Origin of the sequence: Klebsiella sp. C349492 (assembly GCF_042055345.1) — a bacterium.
GTDB classification, from domain to species: domain Bacteria; phylum Pseudomonadota; class Gammaproteobacteria; order Enterobacterales; family Enterobacteriaceae; genus Klebsiella; species Klebsiella scottii.
Map to the genome: position 1 here is coordinate 1 of NZ_JANQCE010000002.1, position 21,874 is coordinate 21,874.

Annotated in this window: 21 protein-coding genes and 2 pseudogenes; 13 read left to right on the forward strand and 10 right to left on the reverse strand. The window is 48.6% G+C overall.

All coding sequences use genetic code 11. The features are described 5' to 3' along the window. Positions 1–118, forward strand: a pseudogene (locus tag NWP14_RS07705) (IS30 family transposase); the annotation flags it as partial. 105 nt (positions 119–223) lie between these two features. Further along, positions 224–2,026: an ABC transporter ATP-binding protein gene (locus NWP14_RS07710; protein WP_375215109.1), complete on the forward strand. Its 1,803-nt coding sequence runs from the start codon at positions 224–226 to the stop codon at positions 2,024–2,026. 206 nt (positions 2,027–2,232) lie between these two features. On the opposite strand, the gene NWP14_RS07715 is transcribed toward NWP14_RS07710, so the two are convergent. Further along, positions 2,233–3,198: an alpha/beta hydrolase gene (locus NWP14_RS07715; protein ID WP_095105461.1), complete on the reverse strand. Its 966-nt coding sequence runs from the start codon at positions 3,196–3,198 to the stop codon at positions 2,233–2,235. Positions 3,199–3,434: 236 nt separating this feature from the next. On the opposite strand from NWP14_RS07715, the gene NWP14_RS07720 reads away from it, so the two are divergent. Both NWP14_RS07720 and NWP14_RS07725 read left to right on the forward strand, forming a co-directional pair. Further along, complete coding sequence (locus NWP14_RS07720) at positions 3,435–4,286, forward strand: aldo/keto reductase (protein WP_375215110.1); 852 nt, start codon at positions 3,435–3,437, stop codon at positions 4,284–4,286. 26 nt (positions 4,287–4,312) lie between these two features. Continuing rightward, the gene (locus tag NWP14_RS07725; RefSeq protein ID WP_375215111.1) at positions 4,313–5,302 is read left to right on the forward strand and encodes an aldo/keto reductase; all 990 of its coding nucleotides are present in this window, start codon (positions 4,313–4,315) and stop codon (positions 5,300–5,302) included. A gap of 34 nt (positions 5,303–5,336) precedes the next feature. Here NWP14_RS07725 and NWP14_RS07730 read toward each other — a convergent pair whose 3' ends face one another. Next, complete coding sequence (locus tag NWP14_RS07730; RefSeq protein WP_331833628.1) at positions 5,337–6,230, reverse strand: LysR family transcriptional regulator; 894 nt, start codon at positions 6,228–6,230, stop codon at positions 5,337–5,339. 147 nt (positions 6,231–6,377) lie between these two features. Between NWP14_RS07730 and NWP14_RS07735 the strand changes: the two genes are divergently transcribed. The 3 genes from NWP14_RS07735 to NWP14_RS07745 all read left to right on the forward strand — a co-directional run bounded on the left by NWP14_RS07735 (position 6,378) and on the right by NWP14_RS07745 (position 7,943). After that, positions 6,378–7,163 (forward strand): SDR family oxidoreductase, encoded by a 786-nt coding sequence (locus NWP14_RS07735; RefSeq protein ID WP_375215112.1) that lies wholly within the window; start codon positions 6,378–6,380, stop codon positions 7,161–7,163. A gap of 132 nt (positions 7,164–7,295) precedes the next feature. Further along, a complete protein-coding gene (locus NWP14_RS07740; protein ID WP_331833626.1) occupies positions 7,296–7,547 on the forward strand; it encodes a DUF1471 domain-containing protein in 252 nt (83 codons plus the stop codon). A 57-nt stretch (positions 7,548–7,604) separates the two neighbouring features. Next, positions 7,605–7,943, forward strand: a complete 339-nt coding sequence (locus tag NWP14_RS07745; protein WP_095105476.1) for a helix-turn-helix domain-containing protein — start codon at positions 7,605–7,607, stop codon at positions 7,941–7,943. Between the two features lie 427 nt (positions 7,944–8,370). Here the strand turns inward: NWP14_RS07745 and NWP14_RS07750 are convergent, their stop codons facing one another. Then, the gene (locus tag NWP14_RS07750) at positions 8,371–8,838 is read right to left on the reverse strand and encodes a DUF2846 domain-containing protein (protein ID WP_095105478.1); all 468 of its coding nucleotides are present in this window, start codon (positions 8,836–8,838) and stop codon (positions 8,371–8,373) included. 269 nt (positions 8,839–9,107) lie between these two features. Here NWP14_RS07750 and NWP14_RS07755 point away from each other — a divergent pair, with 269 nt between their 5' ends. After that, on the forward strand, positions 9,108–9,326 hold the full coding sequence (locus NWP14_RS07755; protein ID WP_095105479.1) for a hypothetical protein: 219 nt from the start codon (positions 9,108–9,110) through the stop codon (positions 9,324–9,326). Positions 9,327–9,454: 128 nt separating this feature from the next. Here the strand turns inward: NWP14_RS07755 and NWP14_RS07760 are convergent, their stop codons facing one another. Then, positions 9,455–9,745 (reverse strand): hypothetical protein, encoded by a 291-nt coding sequence (locus NWP14_RS07760; protein ID WP_375215113.1) that lies wholly within the window; start codon positions 9,743–9,745, stop codon positions 9,455–9,457. Positions 9,746–10,194: 449 nt separating this feature from the next. On the opposite strand from NWP14_RS07760, the gene NWP14_RS07765 reads away from it, so the two are divergent. Further along, entirely contained in the window at positions 10,195–11,580 is a 1,386-nt protein-coding gene (locus NWP14_RS07765; protein ID WP_375215114.1) for a tyrosine-type recombinase/integrase, read from the forward strand. 470 nt (positions 11,581–12,050) lie between these two features. Here the strand turns inward: NWP14_RS07765 and NWP14_RS07770 are convergent. Next, a pseudogene (locus NWP14_RS07770) lies at positions 12,051–12,984 on the reverse strand (SDR family oxidoreductase). 136 nt (positions 12,985–13,120) lie between these two features. Here NWP14_RS07770 and NWP14_RS07775 point away from each other — a divergent pair. The 3 genes from NWP14_RS07775 to NWP14_RS07785 all read left to right on the forward strand — a co-directional run bounded on the left by NWP14_RS07775 (position 13,121) and on the right by NWP14_RS07785 (position 15,781). Further along, positions 13,121–13,858 (forward strand): hypothetical protein, encoded by a 738-nt coding sequence (locus tag NWP14_RS07775; protein ID WP_375215115.1) that lies wholly within the window; start codon positions 13,121–13,123, stop codon positions 13,856–13,858. 104 nt (positions 13,859–13,962) lie between these two features. Then, on the forward strand, positions 13,963–14,232 hold the full coding sequence (locus NWP14_RS07780) for a helix-turn-helix domain-containing protein (RefSeq protein WP_080888737.1): 270 nt from the start codon (positions 13,963–13,965) through the stop codon (positions 14,230–14,232). A 7-nt stretch (positions 14,233–14,239) separates the two neighbouring features. After that, positions 14,240–15,781 carry a replication endonuclease gene (locus NWP14_RS07785; protein ID WP_375215116.1) on the forward strand — a complete coding sequence of 514 codons (1,542 nt, stop codon included), beginning with the start codon at positions 14,240–14,242 and terminating at the stop codon, positions 15,779–15,781. 66 nt (positions 15,782–15,847) lie between these two features. Here the strand turns inward: NWP14_RS07785 and NWP14_RS07790 are convergent, their stop codons facing one another. Then, the gene (locus NWP14_RS07790) at positions 15,848–16,234 is read right to left on the reverse strand and encodes a hypothetical protein (RefSeq protein ID WP_375215117.1); all 387 of its coding nucleotides are present in this window, start codon (positions 16,232–16,234) and stop codon (positions 15,848–15,850) included. Between the two features lie 151 nt (positions 16,235–16,385). Between NWP14_RS07790 and NWP14_RS07795 the strand changes: the two genes are divergently transcribed. Beyond that, a complete protein-coding gene (locus NWP14_RS07795; protein ID WP_132514664.1) occupies positions 16,386–16,631 on the forward strand; it encodes a helix-turn-helix transcriptional regulator in 246 nt (81 codons plus the stop codon). A 362-nt stretch (positions 16,632–16,993) separates the two neighbouring features. Here the strand turns inward: NWP14_RS07795 and NWP14_RS07800 are convergent. The 4 genes from NWP14_RS07800 to NWP14_RS07815 all read right to left on the reverse strand — a co-directional run bounded on the left by NWP14_RS07800 (position 16,994) and on the right by NWP14_RS07815 (position 21,872). Then, a protein-coding gene (locus tag NWP14_RS07800; RefSeq protein WP_375215118.1) for an IS3 family transposase occupies positions 16,994–18,111 on the reverse strand; the annotation gives its coding sequence in 2 pieces (ribosomal slippage) (positions 16,994–17,853 and positions 17,853–18,111; 1,119 coding nt in all). A 183-nt stretch (positions 18,112–18,294) separates the two neighbouring features. Continuing rightward, on the reverse strand, positions 18,295–19,062 hold the full coding sequence (locus NWP14_RS07805) for a reverse transcriptase domain-containing protein (RefSeq protein WP_375215119.1): 768 nt from the start codon (positions 19,060–19,062) through the stop codon (positions 18,295–18,297). A gap of 922 nt (positions 19,063–19,984) precedes the next feature. Further along, positions 19,985–21,190: a phospholipase D-like domain-containing protein gene (locus tag NWP14_RS07810; RefSeq protein WP_375215120.1), complete on the reverse strand. Its 1,206-nt coding sequence runs from the start codon at positions 21,188–21,190 to the stop codon at positions 19,985–19,987. Between the two features lie 34 nt (positions 21,191–21,224). Continuing rightward, the gene (locus NWP14_RS07815) at positions 21,225–21,872 is read right to left on the reverse strand and encodes a MotA/TolQ/ExbB proton channel family protein (RefSeq protein WP_045857250.1); all 648 of its coding nucleotides are present in this window, start codon (positions 21,870–21,872) and stop codon (positions 21,225–21,227) included. Positions 21,873–21,874: the final 2 nt, after the last annotated feature.

Sequence of the window (21,874 nt, forward strand, 5' to 3'; positions counted from 1 at the left end):
TCACAGCCAGCAAAGACTTAACAGTGTTGCCAGACTGCTCAACGAAAGGCCGAGAAAAACGCTAGACTATGAATCACCCGCAGAGCGGTTCAATCAATGTGTTGCATCCATCGGTTGAACTCACAGCACAAAACGGACAGGTCCTAAGCGTACGACTTCTGTTATGGACGAGAAGCGGAGCGCAACCCTTTCCCTGCCCAACAAATCCCATTTATGCAATTGAGTGCCACTCTCATCTATTATTATCCGCAAATCACAGGATCCATGGCTGCTGCAACAAGGGAGGTCGTCAGTGCTACTGGCTATCAGGTACGTCTTTGCTTCATGTCCACTTCGTATTACCGCGCTCATCGCCGTTGTATTGCTTCAGGGGCTGATACCGGCCCTCAACGTCTTTATGACCGGCCAGATAATCAATACGCTGCATGCAGTGCAAACCACCGACGGCGAGCTGATGCTGAACGTCGCAATTTGGTGTGTCTCACTCCTTGGCATGCAGCTTATGCAGCCCCTGGTCAATCTTGTTCAGGGGGATGTCACGGAGATTTCGACTAATCACTTCAGCGCGAAGATCATGCGCCGCATGAACGACTCCTTTTCCCTGAGCCTGTTTGATAACAAGGCGCGTTACGAGCAGCTGGAATATTTGAAAAAAGAAGCAGCCTATCGTCCGCTTAATTTCATCATCTGTATCATTTACGTCATCCGGGCAACCATCATGGCCGGCAGTTTGCTGTTGGTTCTGCTCAACTATTCAGGAGCAGGAGCGGCCATTTGCGCGCTCTCCGCCATACCGATGATTGTTATTAATATGCGTATTCAGCAGAGATACGTGCGGGACTTATTCCTCACCTCTAAAGATGCGATTGCGATGCGCTACGTATATGGCGTCAGTATGGACAAGAGCTTTTTGCAGGAAATCCGGCTTTACGGCCTTGGGAAATATCTGCTGAATAAATTTAGCGTATCTGCCCGCAATACCTACTCGCGCATGCACAAACAGCGCATCCGCGCGCTCATCGCGCCCGTGCCAGCGATGGTGCTGAGCCTGGGGATGCTGTTCGCCGGAGTAACGCTGTTTTTAAGCAACTTACGCACCAGCGATATTGCCGTGGGCGCGCTGGTGATGGTGTTCCAGTCTATTGTGATGATGAAATCGCACCTCGACGAGATAGCCAACTTTGGTTCGAATCTCGTCAGCATGAGCAGTTTTTTCACTCACTATCATTCGTTTATGACGGATAAGATCGAACCGGTGAAAAACGGCCATCTTACCTTGCCCGCCGAAATGCCTTTTGCGCTCAGCATTCAAAATCTCCGGTTTCAGTATGAGGGGCGTAATCATCCCGCCCTGAATGGGGTTAACCTTGAAATCGCCCCCGGCGAAAAGGTCGCTATTCTCGGCGATAACGGCAGCGGAAAAACAACGCTGGTAAAAATGATTCTGCGCATGTACACCTTCAGTGAAGGGGCGGTGTCGGTGTCAGGCGTACCGCTCGACAGGTTGGATATTGAAAGCTATCGGAATCAGATCGCCACCGTGTTTCAGGATTACGGAAAATACGAGTTCACGGTGGGCGAAAACATTGCCCTGAATAATTACGACGCTGAAGCCCCGTCACCCGCGGTGGATGAATTGCTAAAACAGGTAGGGTTCCCGTATGACCAGCACACCCGTCTGGGCAAGCAGTTCGGCGGCGATGAGCTCTCCACGGGGCAGTGGCAACGGCTTGCGATTGCACGAGCGCTATACCGAAAGGCGAGTTTGTTTATTTTTGATGAGTTCTCTTCGTCACTCGATCCCGAAACCGAGCATCGGCTGTTTAATGACATCCTTGCTCTGAACACGACCGTTCTCGCCGTAACGCACAGGCTCGGTAACATCAAAGAGTTCGACAGGATTATCGTGATGTCTGCGGGAAAGGTCATCGAAAATGGAGACTTCGCTACGCTGATGGGCCGCCGGGGGAAATTTTACGACATGTGGCGTGCGCAGTTTAAATCGGTGATGGCTCAGGCGGTTTAATACTACGAGAATAGTACGCGGGTATTTTGCGCGTTACTCCAGATGTCGCTCCGCCAAAGTTAATATTATTGCACCCAGGCGTATGGCGGCTCCAGGTCTGCTATAGGCGAACGTAGGCTTTAAAAGAGTATTGGACACTTTGAAAATGAATCGCTTTTTTGCCGGGACTCTTATCCCAGGGCAACGGTTATTTTTCGGAAAAAAAGTCAGTTATGGATCAGGAAATTCCCAATCGAGTCGATTAAACCGGGAGCTAAGGGGAGTGCCGGTTCCGCGTATGAAGTGATATTTGCCTTGAGATCGTCCGAAGTCACCTCTTTCATAACGTGGTTCATATTGGGCAGTATAACCAGGGACGCTTGAGGATTTGCGGCTTTAAGCTGTCTTGCATCCGTTTCTCCCACCTGGAGATCGCGTTGCCCTTGTAGCACTAGCACGGGTTTGGTAATGGTCGAAATGAGCTGACTCGGATTATATGAAAACACATTGATCAAAAATCCCTGAACCGCAGGATTAAAGAGATTTTGCAGTGCTGGATGTATATTCGTTGTATCGACCCGCCGCCGATGCTCCAGAGCATCAATTATCGGCAATGCCTCCTTTAATAACAGCGCGTTTGCCGGATTAGCTTTAAGTTGTCCCCTCAACACCTCGCCCATCGGCCTCCCGGGCGTTGCGATAAGAACCACTCCGCACACATCCTGTTCCTGAGCCGAGGCAAGTGCGACAACACCTCCTTCGCTGTGTCCCAGAACCCAAATACAGGGAGTTTGCATTTCACGTCTAAGCACTTTTACCCAGGATCGAACGTCGTCAACATAGTCAGCAATCGTCACCGCATTGGCATCCTCTACGGCCATTGCGCTAGCGAACATTCCACGTTTGTCGATACGAAGCGTTGCAAAGCCTTTTGCAGCCAGGCCTTCAGCAAGAAGTCGATATGATGATGCACTCACTCCAGGCGGGTTGTTTCCATCCCGATCGGTAGGCCCGGAGCCAGGAACGATAAGAACAACTGCGGTTGGTGTTGAATTTGGGGTGAGTAACGTGCCTTTCAAAGGACCTTTTGGCCCGGGAGCCTCAAGGAAAGTTTCGGAAAAGGTCACCGGCACCGACGCCAGACTCACAAACGGGCATGCGCTCAAAAGGGCAATGGAGGCTGTAATATTCACCGATTATGTTCCTGTAAAACTAAGCGTAACTGTCAATTTATATTATAAATATGACCTGCTCTCCATTGATTAATTCATCAGTGATGTTAGTCAGGTCCGCTTCTGACGCAAAACAGCCCGTCAGACGCCAACAGCATTGATGAACACATCTAATAAACCCTAGCTAATTACCCCATCTAATAGAATAAATTGCTTTGCGTTATGCTTTTTCCGGACAACAGCTGAAGGATAACGTCATGCAAACTGTAAAACTGAACAACGGTATTGAAATGCCCCTGCTGGGCTTTGGTGTGTTTCAGATGTCTGATGCCGCCGAATGCGAGAGAGCCGTTATCGATGCCATCGATACGGGATATCGTCTGATCGATACCGCCGCCTCCTACCAGAATGAAAGCCAGGTCGGGAATGCGCTGCAGCAGACGGGTATCGCACGTAACGAACTCTTTGTGACCACCAAACTGTGGCTACAGGATACCAGCTACGAAGGGGCGAAGGCGCAGTTCGAACGTTCATTGAACCGACTGCAGCTGGACTATGTTGACCTGTACCTGATTCACCAGCCCTACGGCGACGTCCACGGTGCCTGGCGCGCGATGGAAGAACTGCAGCAGGCTGGCAAAATTCGCGCGATTGGCGTCAGCAACTTCTATCCTGACAGACTTGCCGATCTTATCGCTTTCAACAGCGTCGTCCCTGCGGTGAACCAGATTGAAGTTAACCCCTTTAACCAGCAATTGCACGCTGTGCCGTGGATGCAGAGTCGTGGCATTCAGCCGGAAGCCTGGGCTCCGTTTGCAGAAGGCAAAAATGGTCTGTTTCAGCACCCCGTGTTAACGGCGATCGGTAAGAAGTACGGCAAGAGCGTCGGTCAGGTTGTTCTGCGCTGGATCTTCCAGCGAGGCACCGTTTCGCTGGCGAAATCGGTGCGAAAAGAACGCATGGAAGAGAACATCAACGTTCTCGATTTTGAACTCAGTTCTGCAGACATGCTGCAGATTGCCGCCCTTGATACCGCAACCAGCGCATTCTTCTCGCATCGCGATCCGGCAATGGTTGAGTGGCTGACCGGCCGCAAACTTGACGTTTAAGCCACGACAACAGAGGTACTTATTAAATGCAAAAACGTTATCTGGGTAAGTCCGGACTGGAAGTATCGGCCCTCGGACTCGGTTGCATGGGGCTTAGCCACGGCTACGGCCCGGCGACAGATACCCGTCAGGCTATCGAACTCATTCGTGCTGCGGTTGAACGCGGCGTCACCTTCTTCGATACCGCCGAAGTGTATGGCCCGTATCTAAATGAAGAGGTTGTCGGCGAAGCCTTAAAACCGTTTCGCGATCGCGTGGTCATCGCCACCAAATTTGGCTTTACCTTCGGGGATGACAACAGGCAGCAGATTTTAAACAGCCGGCCGGAGCATATCCGCGAAGCCGTTGAAGGATCATTACGCCGCCTCAAAACCGAGGTTATCGATCTGCTGTATCAGCATCGCGTCGATCCGGATGTTCCCATTGAAGATGTTGCGGGAACGGTAAAAGATCTGATTGCAGAAGGAAAGGTCAAACACTTCGGCCTCTCCGAAGCGGGGGCGCAGACCATCCGACGTGCGCATAGCGTACAACCGGTCACTGCCCTGCAAAGCGAATATTCCATGTGGTGGCGCGAGCCTGAACGGGAGATCCTGCCGCTGCTGGAGGAACTGGGCATCGGGTTCGTGCCGTTCAGTCCGCTAGGTAAAGGATTCCTCACCGGATCGATCAAGGCCGGGACCTCGTTTGGCAAGGACGATTATCGCAGTACGGTACCGCGTTTTGCCGCGCATGCGATTGAAGCCAATGAAAAGCTGGTCGCTTTACTGGGTGAACTGGCAGGCGAAAAAGGTGTGACGTCTGCGCAAATTGCGCTGGCATGGCTGCTGGCACAAAAACCGTGGATTGCCCCCATCCCCGGTACGACCAAACTGCACCGTCTGGAGGAAAACCTGGGCGCCGCCGAGATTATCCTTTCTCAGGATGATTTACGCCAGGTCACCCAGGCGCTTGAGACGATAAAAATCGTCGGCGAGCGTTACTCGCCTGAGCATCAGGCCCGCGTAGGCCGCTAAGACCCTGGCTGGTTCGCCGCGAGCTGCGGACCAGCTATTCCGCGTAGCGAAGGGCATCGATCATTAACGCAAAGGCGGGCGGGTGCTGCTTGCGGCTAGGGTAATAAAGATAGTATCCGGGGAAAGAAGGGCACCACTCCTGCAGAATCTGGATGAGCTCCCCTGACCGGATATAGCCCTGGACCATATCTTCCGGAATGCAGGCGATGCCAAAACCCGATAGAACGGCATCTATTCTTTCCGCCAGCAGGTTAAACGTCACTTGTCCTTCAACTCTGACGCGTAGCGGTTTCCCGTCCTTCTCGAACTCCCAGTGATAAAGGCCGCCGGCGGTGGGCAAACGCATATTAATGCAGCGATGGTTTTGTAGCTGGTGCGGCGTTTCAGGCACGGGGTTAGCGGCGAAATATGCCGGAGCACCGACCACCGCCATACGCATATCCGCGCCTATCTTGACGGCGATCATGTCCTTATCCACGCTTTCGCCCAGGCGGATCCCGGCGTCAAAACGCCCCTCAACAATATCGACAAAACCATTATCAACGACCAGTTCGACATTGATTTCCGGATATTCCCTGAGAAAGGGTTTTAGCTTCGGCCATACGAGACTTCGCGCGGCGTGCTCCCCGGCAGATAAACGGATATTACCCGAGGCAGTGCCGTTCAGTTGAACAAGCGACTCCAGCTCCTGCTCAAGATCGGCAATACGGGGTTCAAGGCAGGCAATAATTCTCTCACCAGCTTCCGTGGGGGCAACGCTGCGGGTGGTTCGGGTCAAAAGACGGATGTTTAATCGTTCTTCCAACGCTTTCATCGCGTGGCTGAGCGCTGACTGGGAAACGCCGAGCTTACCCGCAGCTTTGGTAAAGCTTCGCTCTCTTGCCACCACAAGGAAGATTTGGAGTTCGTTGAAGTTTTCTTTGAGCATTGGCGATTCCCTTATTGAGGCATTCCCCCCAAAGCACTCATGAAGGGCGTTCATAGACACAATCATTTTAGCCCTGTTACTGACAATAATGATAATTGATATTCTCTTTGTATTAAAAAATATATCTGAATTATCAAAAGGTTTACTATGAAAATACTCGTTGCCGGCGCGACAGGAAGCATAGGGCTTCACGTCATGAACAGCGTAATTGAAATGGGCCATCAGCCCGTGGCCCTTGTCAGAAACCGGAGCAAAGTGAAATTGCTTCCTCGCGGAACCGATGTTTTTTACGGGGACGTTTCGCTGCCTGAAACGCTGGCTGATGTGGCGAAAGATATTGATGCCGTTATTTTTACGCTCGGTTCGGATGGGCAGGGGCGTATCGGTGCCAGAGCGATCGATTATGGCGGCGTGCGTAATATCCTGAGAATGTTCATAGAGAGGCCTGTCCGCATCGCCTTAATGACAACGATTGGCGTCACTGAGCGGCTCAGCACCTGGAATCAACGCACCGAGGTTCATGACTGGAAGAGGCGCGCCGAGCGTCTGGTCAGAGCAAGCGGTCATCCCTACACCATCGTCAGACCGGGCTGGTTTGATTACAACAACGATGATGAGCAGAGGATCGTTATGCTCCAGGGCGATCGACGCCATGCCGGAACGCCGGAGGATGGCGTGATCTCCAGAGAACAAATCGCCCGGGTGCTGGTTAATGCCCTGACCTGCGATGCGGCAAAAAATAAAACCCTTGAGCTGGTGGCTGAGCAAGGGGAAGAGCAGCAGGATCTCATGCCGCTGTTTGCTGACCTGCAGGCTGATAATCCCCAAAGAAATGAGGGCATTTTAGATCTGGACAATATGCCTCTCAATGAAGAACCACAATGCGTTATTAACGAGCTAAATCTGTTTTCAAAACACGCTAAATCAATTTAATTACTCTGACAATTTTGTCATATCACGGTCAGTCTTATGACAGCTAAGATCTGTATATTTATTTTGGCGGCCAGAGGGGACTTCTCATAGCGGAAGCTCTGGAATATACATTTTTTGACAGAGGTACACAGCATGAAAACGCTACTTATTACTACATTGTTCATGGGCTTCCTTTCAGTGAATGCCGCATCTGCGGCACAGGAAATTAACCATGCCGATGGCAAGGAGAGAATTGGCGTAGTCTCGGCCAGCAACGCCTATACGCTTGATGATTTATCGAATGAGCTTTCTCGCAAGGCTGATGAGCAAGGGGCAACCTCGTTCAAGATTCTGTCAACAACAGGAAATAATCGACTGCACGGCGTAGCAGAAATCTACAAATAAATCATAAGTATCCTGAGAGGGATGGTGTCATAAACCTTTCATAATGAGCGTCAATTTATGTTCAGAACAGAAGACATCATCGATGAGATAACTCAATGGATTGATTCAAATTTACATCAACCGCTGAGGATCGAGGATGTTGCCGCCAGGGCTGGCTACTCTAAATGGCATCTTCAGCGGATATTCTTTCAGGTTAAACGCATTAGCCTTGGTAAATATATTCGCGATCGGCGACTGTCCCTCGCGGCAAAAGATCTTGTCGAAACCGACGAATCGATAATGGAAATTGCTTTTAAGTATGGATTTGATTCTCAGCAGACCTTTACAAGAGTATTTTCAAATAATTATAGGTTACCACCGCTCAGGTATCGAAAGTTTAATGGAGTAATTGATTAATTTATTATCTCATGCACTATATTCTACCTGACTCTGTGTTAATTAAGCCGTTACGCAAGCATAATAACCAATGCGTTGGTTTTAGATAAAGTCACCCAGTGTTTATTGGGAAATATCTATTTGAGCCTGTTACGTCCTTTTGCATATCCGGAAGGGGATTCAGTGCGTTCACTGACCAGCGATAAAGACAGATGCCCGCGCTGTTATATGCGTAGATGATCTTGGTTGACGAACTCAGCGCGGATTGCCGCGTCCTGACGGTAGCGATGATGGCTCCTGGCCCTAAACTTCCCACCGGCATTAGCCTTCTTTATGAGCGGAGTTAAGGCGCTGGCCGGGGCTTCCCTCCATGCCATCTTCTGGCGCGGAGCGGTAACATCCAGCCGCCGACAGGGGCTGGATGCCAGTAGTATACAATCGTAGCCGATTAGTTATCGCACTTACCTGGTACCGCTAACTTAACTTCCGGTTTGGAAACGACGCGCATACCTTCGCTTTCAGGAACCTGTTCCAGCCCGGCGCCGCCGACGAAAACGCCCATTTTAATGTACTGGCGGACAAAGTAGTTCTTGCCTGGGGTGACATTGAGCGTCAGGTTATTTGGCGAGAACTCAGATTCTGTCCCCAGCGTATGCGGCTGGCTGGCCGATATTTGCTGATAGAAAAAGACTCTGTCGGCGGTTTCGCCGAGACAGCGGCCATCAAGATAAACGTCTTTTTTTAACGCTTTTCCGACAAAGCTGTCCCTGTACACGTAGAGACCAGCCTTACCATTTTCCGGAGCAGGGAATGATTTAGCCGTCGTATTTTCAGCATTGCTGGCTAAAGGGACCGAGGCACAGCCGCCAAGAAGGGCTGAAGAAAGAATGACAGCGGCAAAGATTAGTTTATTCATTGAATTCTCAGAGGGTTAAAAAAAGTGGGGTAAGAGTAATCCTGTTTTTTGAATGTGTCACCCCTGAAACATGGTGTAACAAAGTGTGAGAATAAGATGAAAATTCGGATCGAAAAGTGATAGATATCGGGGGAATGATCGGGGATGCAATGAGGAGTGACCGCGGTTTATCGCGGCGCAGGGCGATAAAACTGACGTCTTCGTTTTTAATAGTGATTCAGCTAAGGTAGGAACCTAAGGGTTCAACGCGGGGCTAAAAGAAGGTAACGATGCTGATTTACGATGTATTTGGCCGACATATAGGGGTTAAGCGTGAAGGTGAGCGCTGGCTGATATTTCGTGCTGACCTGACGGAGCGAAAATTTTCCCGATTGCATGAAGTCATTATCCCCGACGATCTTACAGAAACCGAGATTCCGGGCTGGCTGGGTGATATTTTTCACGAGGCAGCAACGGAAAAGCATCCCGACGTGAGGCGGATTGAATAATAAAGGCGGGGTCAGTCCGGAGGCCTTCGAGCAGGCCTCGTCTTGAGGACTGGAAAGGTCTATTGTCGTGGGAGCATTCCAGCTACGGTCACCAGTGAAAGCCGGGAGTAACAAGTGATACGCTGATTTTACGCAAAATTTTTCACCAGCAACTTTCGCGCCCCATCTCTTAAATCATCGTTCACACGACTGGACGCAATAATCAGCCTTAATGCTTCTTCACTTGCCCCTGCGGCAATAATTGCCCTCGCTTTACTGGCGCGGCTCCCACAGCTTTTTTCCGTGTATCCTTCCTGAGTATGTAGCAGTTCAATAAGGTCAGCGCGTGAAATAGTTGAGCTGGCAAACTTGCCGTAATACGTCACAAAGCACCCCATACCAATAGCTTTAAGATAGGCGTGTAATTTTTCGTCGTCCATTGATCGGCCCTTACCAGAAGATCTGCGGGAATTGTAACCCCCTGAAAGTCATTTTAACTAGTGGATAAGCTGAGCTGAAGGGTTGTATGTCTGCATCCAGCTTTCTGGATCTGCATGAACAAGTTTTAAGACAATAGGGGCTATATCAACCGTAACGGCAGCTATGAGGGATGATTTACCGATTCTTATAGATGAATAAAAGGTGGGTTTTTAAGTATAAGTTATTGATTTTTGTGTATTTTTACGTGATGGTGCCGATAATAGGAGTCGAACCTACGACCTTCGCATTACGAATTAGAAGGGATATTATTGAATCTATTGTTACCATCTTTAATTTATCTTTATAAAACAATGCAGTAAATGTGTTGTTGCTTTTATGGTGTTATCTGTAATTATATGGTTTTTGACCAAATATGTAACCCCATGGTAACCCCATAGAGTACGCGCCGATGACCACCAGCAATCGCATCCCTTTTAGTAAAGAAAGATTGTCTACTTTGCCACTACCGGCCACAGGGCAAAGGGCGACCTGGCATGATACAAAAACGCCAGGGCTACAGCTCAGAGTATCGTCTACAGGTATAAAAACATTTTCTGTATATCGGCGAATAAAAAATGGGCGACCAGAGCGTGTGACTCTTGGGCGTTTCCCTGCAATGACAGTAGAGCAGGCTCGAAAAGCAGCATCTGCTGTAAATGCAGAGATAGAAGCTGGAGCTAATCCGGCCCAGGTTCGTAGGGCAGTACGAGAGGAGCTTTCATTTTCTGAAATGTTTGAAATTTTCGTTAAAGGAAAGAGAAAGCGCAATGGGATGGGATTAGGGACAAGGACTATCAAAGACTATCAAGATGTACTGCGCTTGTACCTTGATGCTTTAAGCCAGAAAAAGCTTTCCCAAATTACCCGAAGTGATGTGAAAGCTATCCATCAGAAAGTTTCTCGCAAAAGTGCATCTCAGGCCGATCGCTCTTTGGCTCTTATCTCGTCAGTTTACTCGTTTGCCCTTGACCAGGAATATTTTAGTGGTGAAAACCCAGCTAGCCGAGTACAAAAAAATCCGTCTCCGATGCGTGACCGTTTTGCGCAGGCTAGCGAGTTACCTTATTTATTGGAGGCAATAAATGAATCTTCAAATTGTCATTATTTCCTGCTGGCGTTATTAACCGGGGCTCGTCGATCAAATACGCAGGAAATGGCATGGCATGACCTCGATCTTGACTCCGGGCTTTGGCATATCGGAATGACCAAAAATGGCACTCCGCAAAATATTCCTCTTTCCCCGGAAGCTGTTGCGATACTCAAAGAACGGAAAGCTACGTTTGGCAAATCAACGTATGTCTTCCCTGGAAAAGGGAAAACCGGACATTTAGTTGAGCCTAAAAAAGGGTGGGCCAACATTCTTAAAAAGGCCAGTATGCGTCGACTAATTGATTTACTGGTCGAGAAGAACCTAATATCAGATACAGAACGATTACAATACCGTCAATTACTTCTACTTTCCCCAAATACAGCTAATGCTCAACTGGTGGCATTGGGGGCTCATTTGCCTCTATCTGCGTATGATATGACAGACCTGAGAATACACGATCTACGTCGCACTTTGGGAAGTTGGCAGGCTAAGACAGGTGCGTCCTTAACTGTCATCGGAAAGAGCCTGAACCATAAAACACATCAGGCTACTGCTATCTATGCCAGACTCGATCTGGATCCAGTAAGACAATCGGTTAACACAGCCACACGGGCAATGTGGGAAGCTGCAGGGATAAAAGAGGCACCCAAGCAGAAGAGTGGAAACAGTCACACATACTTGGATGAAAATGCCATTGAGGAATGATCATAACCTCGAAGGTAGGATGCTTCATAGTCAGAGAGTAGGCTATCTCCTGTGCAGCACGCATTCAATGGTCCAGGTATGGCACTATACCCGAAAGTGATTTGGCCTGGTCGGCCTCTGGGAAAGTATCGAATAATGATTGGAGTTGTTCTTCGTGGGTTCTATTAAGATGGCCGACCAGTTCGACTGGCGATGCCAGCGCTACCGCCATTAGTTGTTTGCTTTGATGACACTTTTGTCGGTGGTAAGGCGAATGTTACTGTTAATGTCTGCAACTCCTGCTCTGTATGTGCAACAGCTGGCCCACCTTTGGCGTTCAGTAGATGCCGCACGGCATAGCGCCGGGCACGTTTTAGTTGTTGTAGGCCGGGCTAGCGGATAATCAACTTAAGCTATAGTGATGTGAGGACCACTCTAAGGCGAGGTATAACTGCTTAAGTCTGTTGTCTAACCTGATAACCATAACTCCCTTACAAAACGCCATCTCCTCCGTCGGACCACCAGACCTGGCCTGACGTAAACGAGCATTCATCGGAGGACAGCGTTACGTACAATGGTGCAATCTTGACAGGCTGGCTTGGGCGCCCCATTGGGGTAGCCTCCCCGAAGTGTTTTACTTTTTCCTGCGGTTGTCCTCCGCTGTATTGCAGAACCGTCCAGTAGGGATCTGGTGCAACAGCGTTAACCCGTATCCCTCTGGGCCGAGCTGCTTAGCAAGGGCTTTGGTAAACACTGCCAGACAGGCTTTGGTCTGTGCGTAGTCGAGCAGTACGGCACTAGGTTTAGCCGCCTGTACAGACGATGTGTTGCTAATGGCTGCGGAAGCTTTCATATGACGGAGTGCCGCTTTGGTAATCCAGAAAGGGGCATAGACATTAGTTTTAAACGTCGCGTCGAAATCTTCGGTGGTTAATTCCTCCAGAGATTCCCGGTAGTGCTGGCGACCGGCATTATTGACTAAAATATCCAGTCCCCCAATTTTGCGATGGCTTCTTCTACCAGATTCTGACAAAACGTCTCGTCCCGGACATCACCAGGCAGCGCGACGGCAATCCGGCCTTCCGCTTTGATCAACTCAATCACCTCAACCGCATCTTCCTCTTCTTCAGGTAGATAATTGATAGCGACATTCGCTCCTTCACGGGCATAGGCGATTGCTACAGCGCGACCAATACCCGAATCACCACCAGTGATCAGAGCCTTTTTGTCAGACTGTCGACCATGGCCTTTATAGTTCTTTTCCCCGTGATCGGGCATAGGCTGCATGTCGGAAGCCAGCCCCGGCTGTGTTTGTGGCTGTTCCGGGAATGGGAGTTGTGGATACCGGATTGTGATTTTCTCAACCTTAGTGGTAATCACTAATGATTTTTCACTGGAAGAACAGAGGCAAATAGTTGTGACCATGATTTGGATGGCTATCAATACTCGGTGGACTGCGACGAGTGTTTTTTTGGGGTTAAGACAACAGCTAATAATCATGGTACCTTCAGTATGAAACAGTTCGAATGATTAATATTGCCAATGAAATGGGTACACTTGAATGGAAAATGAAATCAATAATCCTGATGGAAATAGCACTATCAATCCGCCCTCTCTTGATTTTTCTTGCATCGATAGAGAGATTAAGATCTCTCGTTCTGATTTCCTTCGGATGGTTGAGCCCGGTATCGGAGGAACAATAGATTTTGACCATTTCGGTGAATGGGTAAAAATTGCAAGCGACGGATTATATGTAAATACAGATCATGAAGGTATTGTAGACCTCACACCTGAGGAAGCCGCGGTACTTTCTCTTCATCCGACAGGCAACATCAAAGAGCCTGTATTAACATTTCCATTTACAATAAGTGAACTAGTGGAACTGTTGAAATTTACAAATGAGGAAGGGATTGACTTCCCCATCTCTCATGATGTTTTCTGCGAATTTATTGCTGGTAAGCAAAAAAATAATATATTTAGTGGAGAGGGCGAAGTTAAGGAAGTATGTTCATCGTCATTGGACTCTCGTTCTAGAAGTCAGAAGAAAGAACGTGGGGTGGATAAAATTAACCGTGTGCGAAAAGAATATCATGAGTATGTTCGTAATATGGCAAAGGAAATATGGTTTAAGGAAGATGATGATTCCGAATATAAAATGACTGAAATGGCTGTAATTATTCATAATGAATTAGTCTCTAAAGGCGATATGAAAGTATTGGGGCTTGCATCTATAAAAAAAATACTCAGCCCTATTGCCCCTGATTATGCAAAAAAACCTGGGCGCCCCAAAAAAACATAACTGACATGTGATAATCATGTTTATCACGTGTCAGATGGCTTTTTTCTTGTTTTACTTTTACATAATAATCCCCTCATTGTTATTCGCAACATAGGGGATTACTGATGTTTACAAGCAAAAATCATGAAGTATCTACCATTACGTTAGAGATTTTAGAGTCATTGGGTTACTCGGAAGGTTGTCCACCGCATCATATCACCGATAAGGAAGCATCGATTGTTCTTGGTGTAAAAGCATCAACACTTGCAGTATGGCGCTCAACTGGTCGCTATAACCTTCCCTATGTAAAAGTGGGGCGTTTGGTACGGTATCGCATCCGTGATTTGGCTATCTTTTTACTAAATCATGCAATTACTCATACTGGTGAAGAGTAATCGCATTATGGATTTAAAATATGAGGATGCCGGTAGTATAAAAAAACTAACACCTAATGTTTTTCGTATGCTCAATGGGAATGTATATACAAATTCTGATGGTGAAACTACCAGACCTTTCTGTGCTCTCTGGCCAAGAGTTTCATCCATATTAGATAAGTGGGATGATCTGTCACGCTATCTTGTTAATGTTAGTGATAAGGGTATTTTTCGGCTGTCTGAAGAATTGTCCATCAATAGTGATAAGGAAAGCATTCAGGAAATAAAAATAAATTTGCTAAACATGTTTGGTAAGGAGCATCATCAGTCTGCCAGATTGTTATCTTCCACATGGTGGGAAAGTCGAATCAGAAAAGAAAGTGAGCGATTAAAAGAGCTTTTATTTATTTCAGCAGGTTTAGTCCAGGCAAAAGTATCTCCTGTTATTAGCAGGGAGATGTTTTTTTGTCGTCAGAGAAAACAACAAGACAGGTTGCGATTTCTTAGTTCTCGTAATGCTATAAACGCTGAGACTCGTGAAGAGTCAGAGACACTGCTTACTATGGCTATGGCGGGCATTGCCAATCCCAGGGTGCGAAAAAGTGAGCTGGTTAACATCCTTCTGGGGACGTATCAGTATGCAAGAGAAAACAATCATGTTTGTGAGTTTATCACACTCACGCTCCCTCCTGCTTTTCATGCGATGAAAAAAAACGGGGTACCTTGTGTACACTGGGACGGCTCATCGCCGCGAGTTGCTCACCAGTTTCTTGAGGCGACCTGGAAGAAAGTACGAAGTGCACTTTCAGAAGTCCCCATTTATGGAACTAGGGTTGTGGAGCCTCACCACGATGCCACGCCACATTGGCATATTATCATGTACCTGAATGAGCAAGATCGAGAACACGTTATTGCCACATTCAAAAAATATGCAAAAAAATTAACCGGATTAGACGTTAATAAACTCGTTCATACTGTTTCAGTTAAAAATGAAGCTATTATTCATTACCTGATGAAATATATGGCCTCTTCGCTTCCTGGTGTCGCTGACTGCAACGCGAAAGATGATACCACTGGGGAAAAGTATGCTGCTATGGCAGAGCGAGCCAAATCTTGGGCATCATTATGGGGTATAAGACAATTTCAGCATTTTGGCTTGCCTGAGATTGGAGTATGGCGAGAATGTCGACGAATCAGAAGCATGAGCATAACAGTAGAGTTAGGGGCGGCTGCTGAAGCCGTTCGCCATGCAGCTGATACCAGCGATTTTGCAGACTACATCCGAGCGCAAGGTGGGGCAGGGTTAAAGCGCTCGGAAAGAATACTGCAGATTGTAAGAGAGCAATCCCCATACGAAAACCTGTGGGGAGAAACAACGACAATAACTGTAGGAATAAAATGCCCGACTTCAACAACGGGAAAAATACTACGAACTCGGGCTAGTTATTTTTTGCAGCGACCTGCCAGATTAGTACGACAGCTCCCCCACCAGCGGTTATATTCGCTACCTTGTAATAATGTCAATAACTGTAGAAGATTCGGCTTCAGAAGAACTTTAGCTATCGAATAGACAACAGAGTTAATGGTTGGTTTTTAAATTTAAAATATTCCATGTTTGTAGTGAATGTTATCAATATTAATAACTCGAACAATATACCGATGAACCGATTTGGTGACAGTTGGTTTGTACTGGCTTATTCTGCTGCATGATTTGCCCAGCAGCCATCATTCTTTGTCCCATTCCTGTATCGTGATAAATATTGGACGCGCCATATTGCACAACAAAACCATTATTGAGCAATACCTGATAGTCAGCTTTATCCCATGACCAGTCGGACATAAACCTGTTTGCATAGGTCAACAATTCAGCTGTGCCTTGTGTTTGCACGCCATCAGGTGATCCTAGCCTGTCAATCACATCGGCACGGCTCATACCTTGGCTGATTTTAGAGAATTTCTCTCCTGTCACACATGCAGTGAGAGCCAGCGTGACAAAACACAGTGTAACAATCCTTATGAGCATATAAGACTCCTTTTTATAAAATGTCTTTAAAGACAATCGATTAGAGTTTTTTAACCAATGAGAGTATATCTACTGAAATTTGATTGAGATTTAAAAGCAGTAGATTGATGTACTGTAGATGTTTAGGCAACAGAAATCCACACTGTCTGGCATGAAAAACACTCATGACAAACATCTCCCAAATGCAAGGATTCGGATTTCTTTGAATCTTAAAAGGTTACGTACCGAAAAGGGATTGAGTCAGGAAAAAACCGCCGAATTGGCGAACTTCCATCGTACTTATGTTTCCCAGTTGGAAAGGTGCGTCACAAACATCAGCATTGATGGGTTGGAGCGCCTGGCCTATGCCCTGGAAGTTGATGTCACAGAACTTCTGAGGATTCCCTGTGATGACTGAACGGCTATAGTTTAGCGGGTAGCCTGTTCTGTGTATTAGTCATCCTGCATGGACATCTCCGTCAGTACCTCGCTACTATTAATCTGTCGTGTTTGGACGTGATACTGGCACAGACGCGTTTTATCGTTTTGCTTGAGACTTATGTTCCCTCTACTCTTTGAGTGGTGTGCCACCTTCTGAATAGAGCAGGATAGCGTTTCGAGGCAGGAAATTCATGCATTTATAGGGTTGCTTACCTGGTCATGCCCTGACGCTTACTGTGAGTTTCTTTCGCTCCCAGAGTGCCTGAGTATTCGCTTTTTGTTTCATAAAGTTCTACCCCGATATACTATCTGACCTGCCCCCAGGATTAGATACAACCTTCAGTTAGTAATGTCGGTTGGTTTTTCTTCATATTTCCCTCGCCAGCCCGCTGCAAATTCAGACGGCGTCTGGTAATCCAGTGATGAATGTGGACGACACTCGTTATAATCCTGCCGCCAGTCATTAATCGTTTTCCTGGCATGAACCATATCGCTGAACCAGTGCTCATTGAGGCACTCATCTCTGAATCGTCCATTAAAACTCTCAATAAATCCGTTCTGAGTCGGCTTGCCCGGCTGGATAAGACGCAGTTCCACTCCATGCTCAAAGGCCCATTGGTCCAGTGCGCGGCAGGTAAATTCCGGTCCCTGATCGGTTCTTATCGTCGCCGGATAGCCACGAAACAGCGCGATACTGTCGAGAATACGCGTGACCTGTACGCCTGAAATCCCGAATGCGGCGGTAATTGTCATGCACTCCTTCGTGAAATCATCCACGCAGGTCAGGCACTTGATCCTGCGACCGGTGGCCAGCGCGTCCATAACGAAATCCATCGACCAGGTCAGGTTCGGCGCATCCGGGCGCAGAAGCGGGAACCGTTCGGTCGCCAGCCCTTTACGACGTCGTCTGCGTTTTACGCTCAGTCCGTTAAGGTGGTAAATTCGGTACACTCGCTTGTGATTAACGTGAAGGCCCTCCCGACGCAGTAACTGCCAGATGCGCCGATAACCAAAACGCCTGCGCTCCAATGCCAGCTCAGTGATGCGCCCTGATAAATGCGCATCAGCAGCTGGACGCTGAGCGTCATAGCGGCAGGTCGACAGGGACAAACCTGTGAGTCTGCAGGCACGACGTTGCGACAGACCGGTCGTATCACACATTAACACCACGGCTTCCCGCTTCTGGTCTGTCGTCAGTACTTTCGGCCCAGAGCCACCTGAAGCGCCTCCTTATCCAGCATGGCTTCGGCAAGCAGCTTCTTGAGTCTGGCGTTCTCTTCCTCAAGCGACTTTAGGCGCTTAACCTCAGGCACCTCCATACCGCCATACTTCTTACGCCAGGTGTAAAACGTGGCATCAGAAATAGCGTGCTTGCGACAGAGTTCACGGGCGGATACACCAGCTTCGGCTTCGCGGAGAATACTGATGATCTGTTCGTCGGAAAAACGCTTCTTCATGGGGATATCCTCATGTGGCTTATGAAGACATTACTAACATCGGGGTGTACTAATCAACGCGGAGCAGGTCAGCTCTAACCTGTATCAGAAAAGCCAAGCGTGTCACAAAGATGTCGCATGTCTTAATTTGAGTATAATTGAGTCGGAAGTAGACGGTTTATGACTAGAATTGTTGATATATGGCTATCTGAAGAGTTTAGCTTGCGACTTATTGATGCTGCCAACGTACGAAGCAATCCCCTTTCTTTCATGCTCATTGGAACTGGATGTGAAAACCTTAAGGAACTCAACAATCCTTTTGGGAGTGACGCGTAAATGATTGTGCCCAAGCTCTAAGTTGAATACTTGAATTTTGGGAGATGGGGGCTGGGTTTTGTTTTCATTGAGTGTATAACCGGACTTCCGTAAGGCCTGACTTACGGTATCAAATGCCTCGACTAAGAGATTCATGTCGTCACTTGATAGAAGAATGTCATCCATATAAACACTTACGAAAACACGCTCAGATTTACTGATCGAGCTAATGACCCCACCACAAAAAGAGTGGTGAAAACATAGGCTGGCCAATATTGGCGACTGGGGATATCCATAGGGAATGACGTGCTTAAATCCGTTTCTATTTGGGTTTACTACTGTCGACAGCCTAGCAATTTCTCTGGCTTTAACGTAAGGAACTAATCGACCAAGTTCCCTCGTAACACGACTTTGACTAGTCGCACCATAAAAATCACTTACATCAATCAAGCTAAAATAATTGCTTTTTAAATGAAAATTAGCGGCCGCAACATGACCACCATTTCTCAAATGGAACATATAGCGCGGATACTTCCATTTTTGCTTAATGTAAGCGTGGATTTGCTGCCCTCGTTTCAGGGTTTCTTTGCTCGGAACAAAAACCCAACGTTTAGCCTTGATTTCAAATTTATGCAACCAATCGCTAGGTGTACTCATTCTTAAAAGTCATGTAGTTAGGGACTATGTTAAAGAGGCTCAGCACCTTTTCAACGAAAGTCCACGACTCGTTGATAAAGGCCAAAACTACCGTAGTAGTTTCGAGCACTTTAACTAAGCCGATTTTATGTTGTTTAGTCATAAATCGTTCTCTCTATACAATCCTGACGATTCTTAGCGCAAGCGCATAGCCCAAACTAATAACGCTACGCCCCTTACTAGGCGATAAGAAACCTTCGGCGACCCTTAGCGAAAGCGGCGGCGATACGCGGCCCAGCGCGACAAGTGGCAACCATCGGCATGTCGAGAAACGACGAGTACAGAGAGGCCGGAAATCCCCGGCTAACGTCAGGAAAATACAGATTACACGTAGATCTGTAAATTAGAAATAGTTTTTACGAGTCACTCTTTTAGCAGGTATAGCCCTTGACCTCCAGGCATACTGTGCCCCGGCTGTTTCGGCAGTGATTGACGCTGTATCCAGCGCTTCCGTCCCGCTTCAGTCTTGAACAGCACTTCATCCCATTGCTTAAGCCTTTTGCGCGGTACCCGCTTTACCAAACGCGCTGGTGGCTGGATCCGCTGCAAACACAGTAATTCCTGTTTCACTCTGGATGAATCGAGAAATGATCGCACTCATGGTTGTCGCTGCTGCACACACCTATATTGGAGAATCAGTCCCCTGAATAGAGTAAGTGACAACATATCCTGGGCTGATATGGATACAGCCGTCATCAGCAATGAGAGCGATTGCGAACTTCCGCTTTTCGCTTCAGCGGACCTTTAACTTGTCTGGTTCGTGCCGGAAGCCGACATTGCCCTCTTTGATAACATGATTCAAACCCTCTGTGTTCCCTTATGTTCAGGTAAGACGGGCTGTGTAATCACAGAGTACCCGCCTGAATCATCAGCTACGTTTTTATTAGTGTTCGCGGGCAGGGTGGGGGAGCGGATAATCAAAATCAACCTTGATCGGCTCCGCATAGCGGCTGTTCCATAGCTGGCTGTAAAGCGCATCTACACGCTCGGCCATCGGCACACTATTCAGCACCAGCTCAAGGTTACGTGAGTTATCAAAATAGCCCCCGCTCCAGTTGCTGGTCCCCACCCAGGCAGTCGAGCCGTCGATAGTCATCAGCTTACTGTGAACCACCCTCGCAAACGGGATAAATCCACGGCTTGCGGGAGGGATCGTCACCACCTTCAGCTGAACGTTAGGCACCAGCGACAGGCTCTTTAACCAGAACACATCCGGCTTCTTCAGATTCCAACTGGCAACCATCAGTTCAACCTGTACACCACGCGCTGCCGCGCTGCGCAGGGCGTTATCAATGGGGGCGTAAAAGGGACGCTTCCCCTTTTCTCCCCACGATAGCGGCGCATAATCCATCACCTGTACCCGGATCCGCGATTTGGCGTTGGCCAGCAGACGCGGCAGTTCAACCTGCGAGTCAATCACCCCGCTCGGGTTATAATCACGCGGGCTGGCAACCAGATAATTGCCCTGCGGAGGCGACTCCGAAGCCTGCCACGCCAGCTTTGGCACCGGCTTATTCTCCTCAAGCAGGGCCTGCGCCTGCCAGTCCTGATCGAAAATAGCCTGAATTTGCCGCACCGCTTGCGCATCGCTGATTCGCAAGCCGGTCTCCTGAATCTGTTCCAGCGCGCGCCAGTCAAAATTCTGGCTACCGACAAAGGCTTCTTTGCCATCCGCCAGCAGATACTTGGCGTGGACAATCCCCCCGGTCAGCCGATGGAACGGAATAATCCGCAGCTCGAGGTTCGGGATCGTTTTCAGGGCCGCCAGCGTTTCCGGCGTCGAAAGGCCAACTCCCTTCTCCTCCATCAGAAAACGAATCTTCACTCCCCGTTCTCCGGCGGCCCGTAGATGGTTCAGCGCGCCGTCCAGCAGAGAGCCTTTTTCATTTGCCACATAAAACTGCGCCAGATCGATATGGCTGCGCGCCGAGTCAAACATCTGCTGCCAGACTTCGGCAGCATTGCGCAAATCATTATTCTGCAGCGTGGTTTCCTGCGGCGCGTTATATACCAGCTCGTAGCCTGGTATCGAGAATTCCGCCTGCGCGGGCGGGCTTAACAATATCCAGGCGCCCGCGACCAGACTCATCAGGCGGCCTCTTGGCCACCCGTATCGACGATAATCAGGCATAGCGCTGCGCCTCGCGCCCTTCCCAGCGATTACCGCCCTGTTCCGGACGATTGACCGGGCTTCCGGCGCGGATCAGCAGCACTTTCAGCAGCTCGTTAATGCGCTCCATGCGGCTTTGCAGGTAGTTATTCCCTACCAGGCACAGCAGAGCTATCGCAATCCCCAGACCGGTGGCGTATAGCGCGGTGCCCATCCCGGCGGAAACCATACTGGCATCAGAGACGCCAGAGGCGGAGAGTGCCTTAAAGGTATCCATAATCCCCAGTATCGTACCCAGCAGACCCAGCAACGGCGCGGCGGTTACCACGGTTTCGAGCATCCACAGCCCGCGCGACATCTGTGGTTTACTCAGCAGATATTGGGCGTCAATCAAATCGCTCATCGCCTCCCGGTCTTCTGCCGTCTGTTTTTTCTCCAGTACCGGCAGAATAACGGTCAGCGGAAGGCTATTGCGCCCGGTCAGCGATTCCGGCAGGTCCGACACTCGGCGGACGTCCGGCGTCAGCGCCTTCTCAAAGCGCTGAGCCTGACGCTGGGCCCACGAAAAATAGAGACCGCGTTCGACCAGTATCACCACGGCGATCGCCAGCGCGGCATACATAACGTAGAAAATAATGTCGTGAATCAGGTTGGCATCCATCA

Excerpts from the sequence above, each read along its gene's own strand:
- NWP14_RS07750 (WP_095105478.1), bottom strand. The coding sequence starts at position 8,838 with ATGAATAAACTAATCTTTGCCGCTGTCATTCTTTCTTCAGCCCTTCTT.
- NWP14_RS07735 (WP_375215112.1), top strand. The coding sequence starts at position 6,378 with ATGAAAATACTCGTTGCCGGCGCGACAGGAAGCATAGGGCTTCACGTC.
- NWP14_RS07780 (WP_080888737.1), top strand. The coding sequence starts at position 13,963 with ATGTTTACAAGCAAAAATCATGAAGTATCTACCATTACGTTAGAGATT.
- NWP14_RS07725 (WP_375215111.1), top strand. The coding sequence starts at position 4,313 with ATGCAAAAACGTTATCTGGGTAAGTCCGGACTGGAAGTATCGGCCCTC.
- NWP14_RS07760 (WP_375215113.1), bottom strand. The coding sequence starts at position 9,745 with ATGGACGACGAAAAATTACACGCCTATCTTAAAGCTATTGGTATGGGG.
- NWP14_RS07740 (WP_331833626.1), top strand. The coding sequence starts at position 7,296 with ATGAAAACGCTACTTATTACTACATTGTTCATGGGCTTCCTTTCAGTG.
- NWP14_RS07810 (WP_375215120.1), bottom strand. The coding sequence starts at position 21,190 with ATGAGTCTGGTCGCGGGCGCCTGGATATTGTTAAGCCCGCCCGCGCAG.
- NWP14_RS07765 (WP_375215114.1), top strand. The coding sequence starts at position 10,195 with ATGACCACCAGCAATCGCATCCCTTTTAGTAAAGAAAGATTGTCTACT.
- NWP14_RS07790 (WP_375215117.1), bottom strand. The coding sequence starts at position 16,234 with ATGCTCATAAGGATTGTTACACTGTGTTTTGTCACGCTGGCTCTCACT.
- NWP14_RS07755 (WP_095105479.1), top strand. The coding sequence starts at position 9,108 with ATGCTGATTTACGATGTATTTGGCCGACATATAGGGGTTAAGCGTGAA.
- NWP14_RS07745 (WP_095105476.1), top strand. The coding sequence starts at position 7,605 with ATGTTCAGAACAGAAGACATCATCGATGAGATAACTCAATGGATTGAT.
- NWP14_RS07795 (WP_132514664.1), top strand. The coding sequence starts at position 16,386 with ATGAAAAACACTCATGACAAACATCTCCCAAATGCAAGGATTCGGATT.
- NWP14_RS07720 (WP_375215110.1), top strand. The coding sequence starts at position 3,435 with ATGCAAACTGTAAAACTGAACAACGGTATTGAAATGCCCCTGCTGGGC.
- NWP14_RS07785 (WP_375215116.1), top strand. The coding sequence starts at position 14,240 with ATGGATTTAAAATATGAGGATGCCGGTAGTATAAAAAAACTAACACCT.
- NWP14_RS07805 (WP_375215119.1), bottom strand. The coding sequence starts at position 19,062 with ATGAGTACACCTAGCGATTGGTTGCATAAATTTGAAATCAAGGCTAAA.
- NWP14_RS07730 (WP_331833628.1), bottom strand. The coding sequence starts at position 6,230 with ATGCTCAAAGAAAACTTCAACGAACTCCAAATCTTCCTTGTGGTGGCA.
- NWP14_RS07815 (WP_045857250.1), bottom strand. The coding sequence starts at position 21,872 with ATGGATGCCAACCTGATTCACGACATTATTTTCTACGTTATGTATGCC.
- NWP14_RS07775 (WP_375215115.1), top strand. The coding sequence starts at position 13,121 with ATGGAAAATGAAATCAATAATCCTGATGGAAATAGCACTATCAATCCG.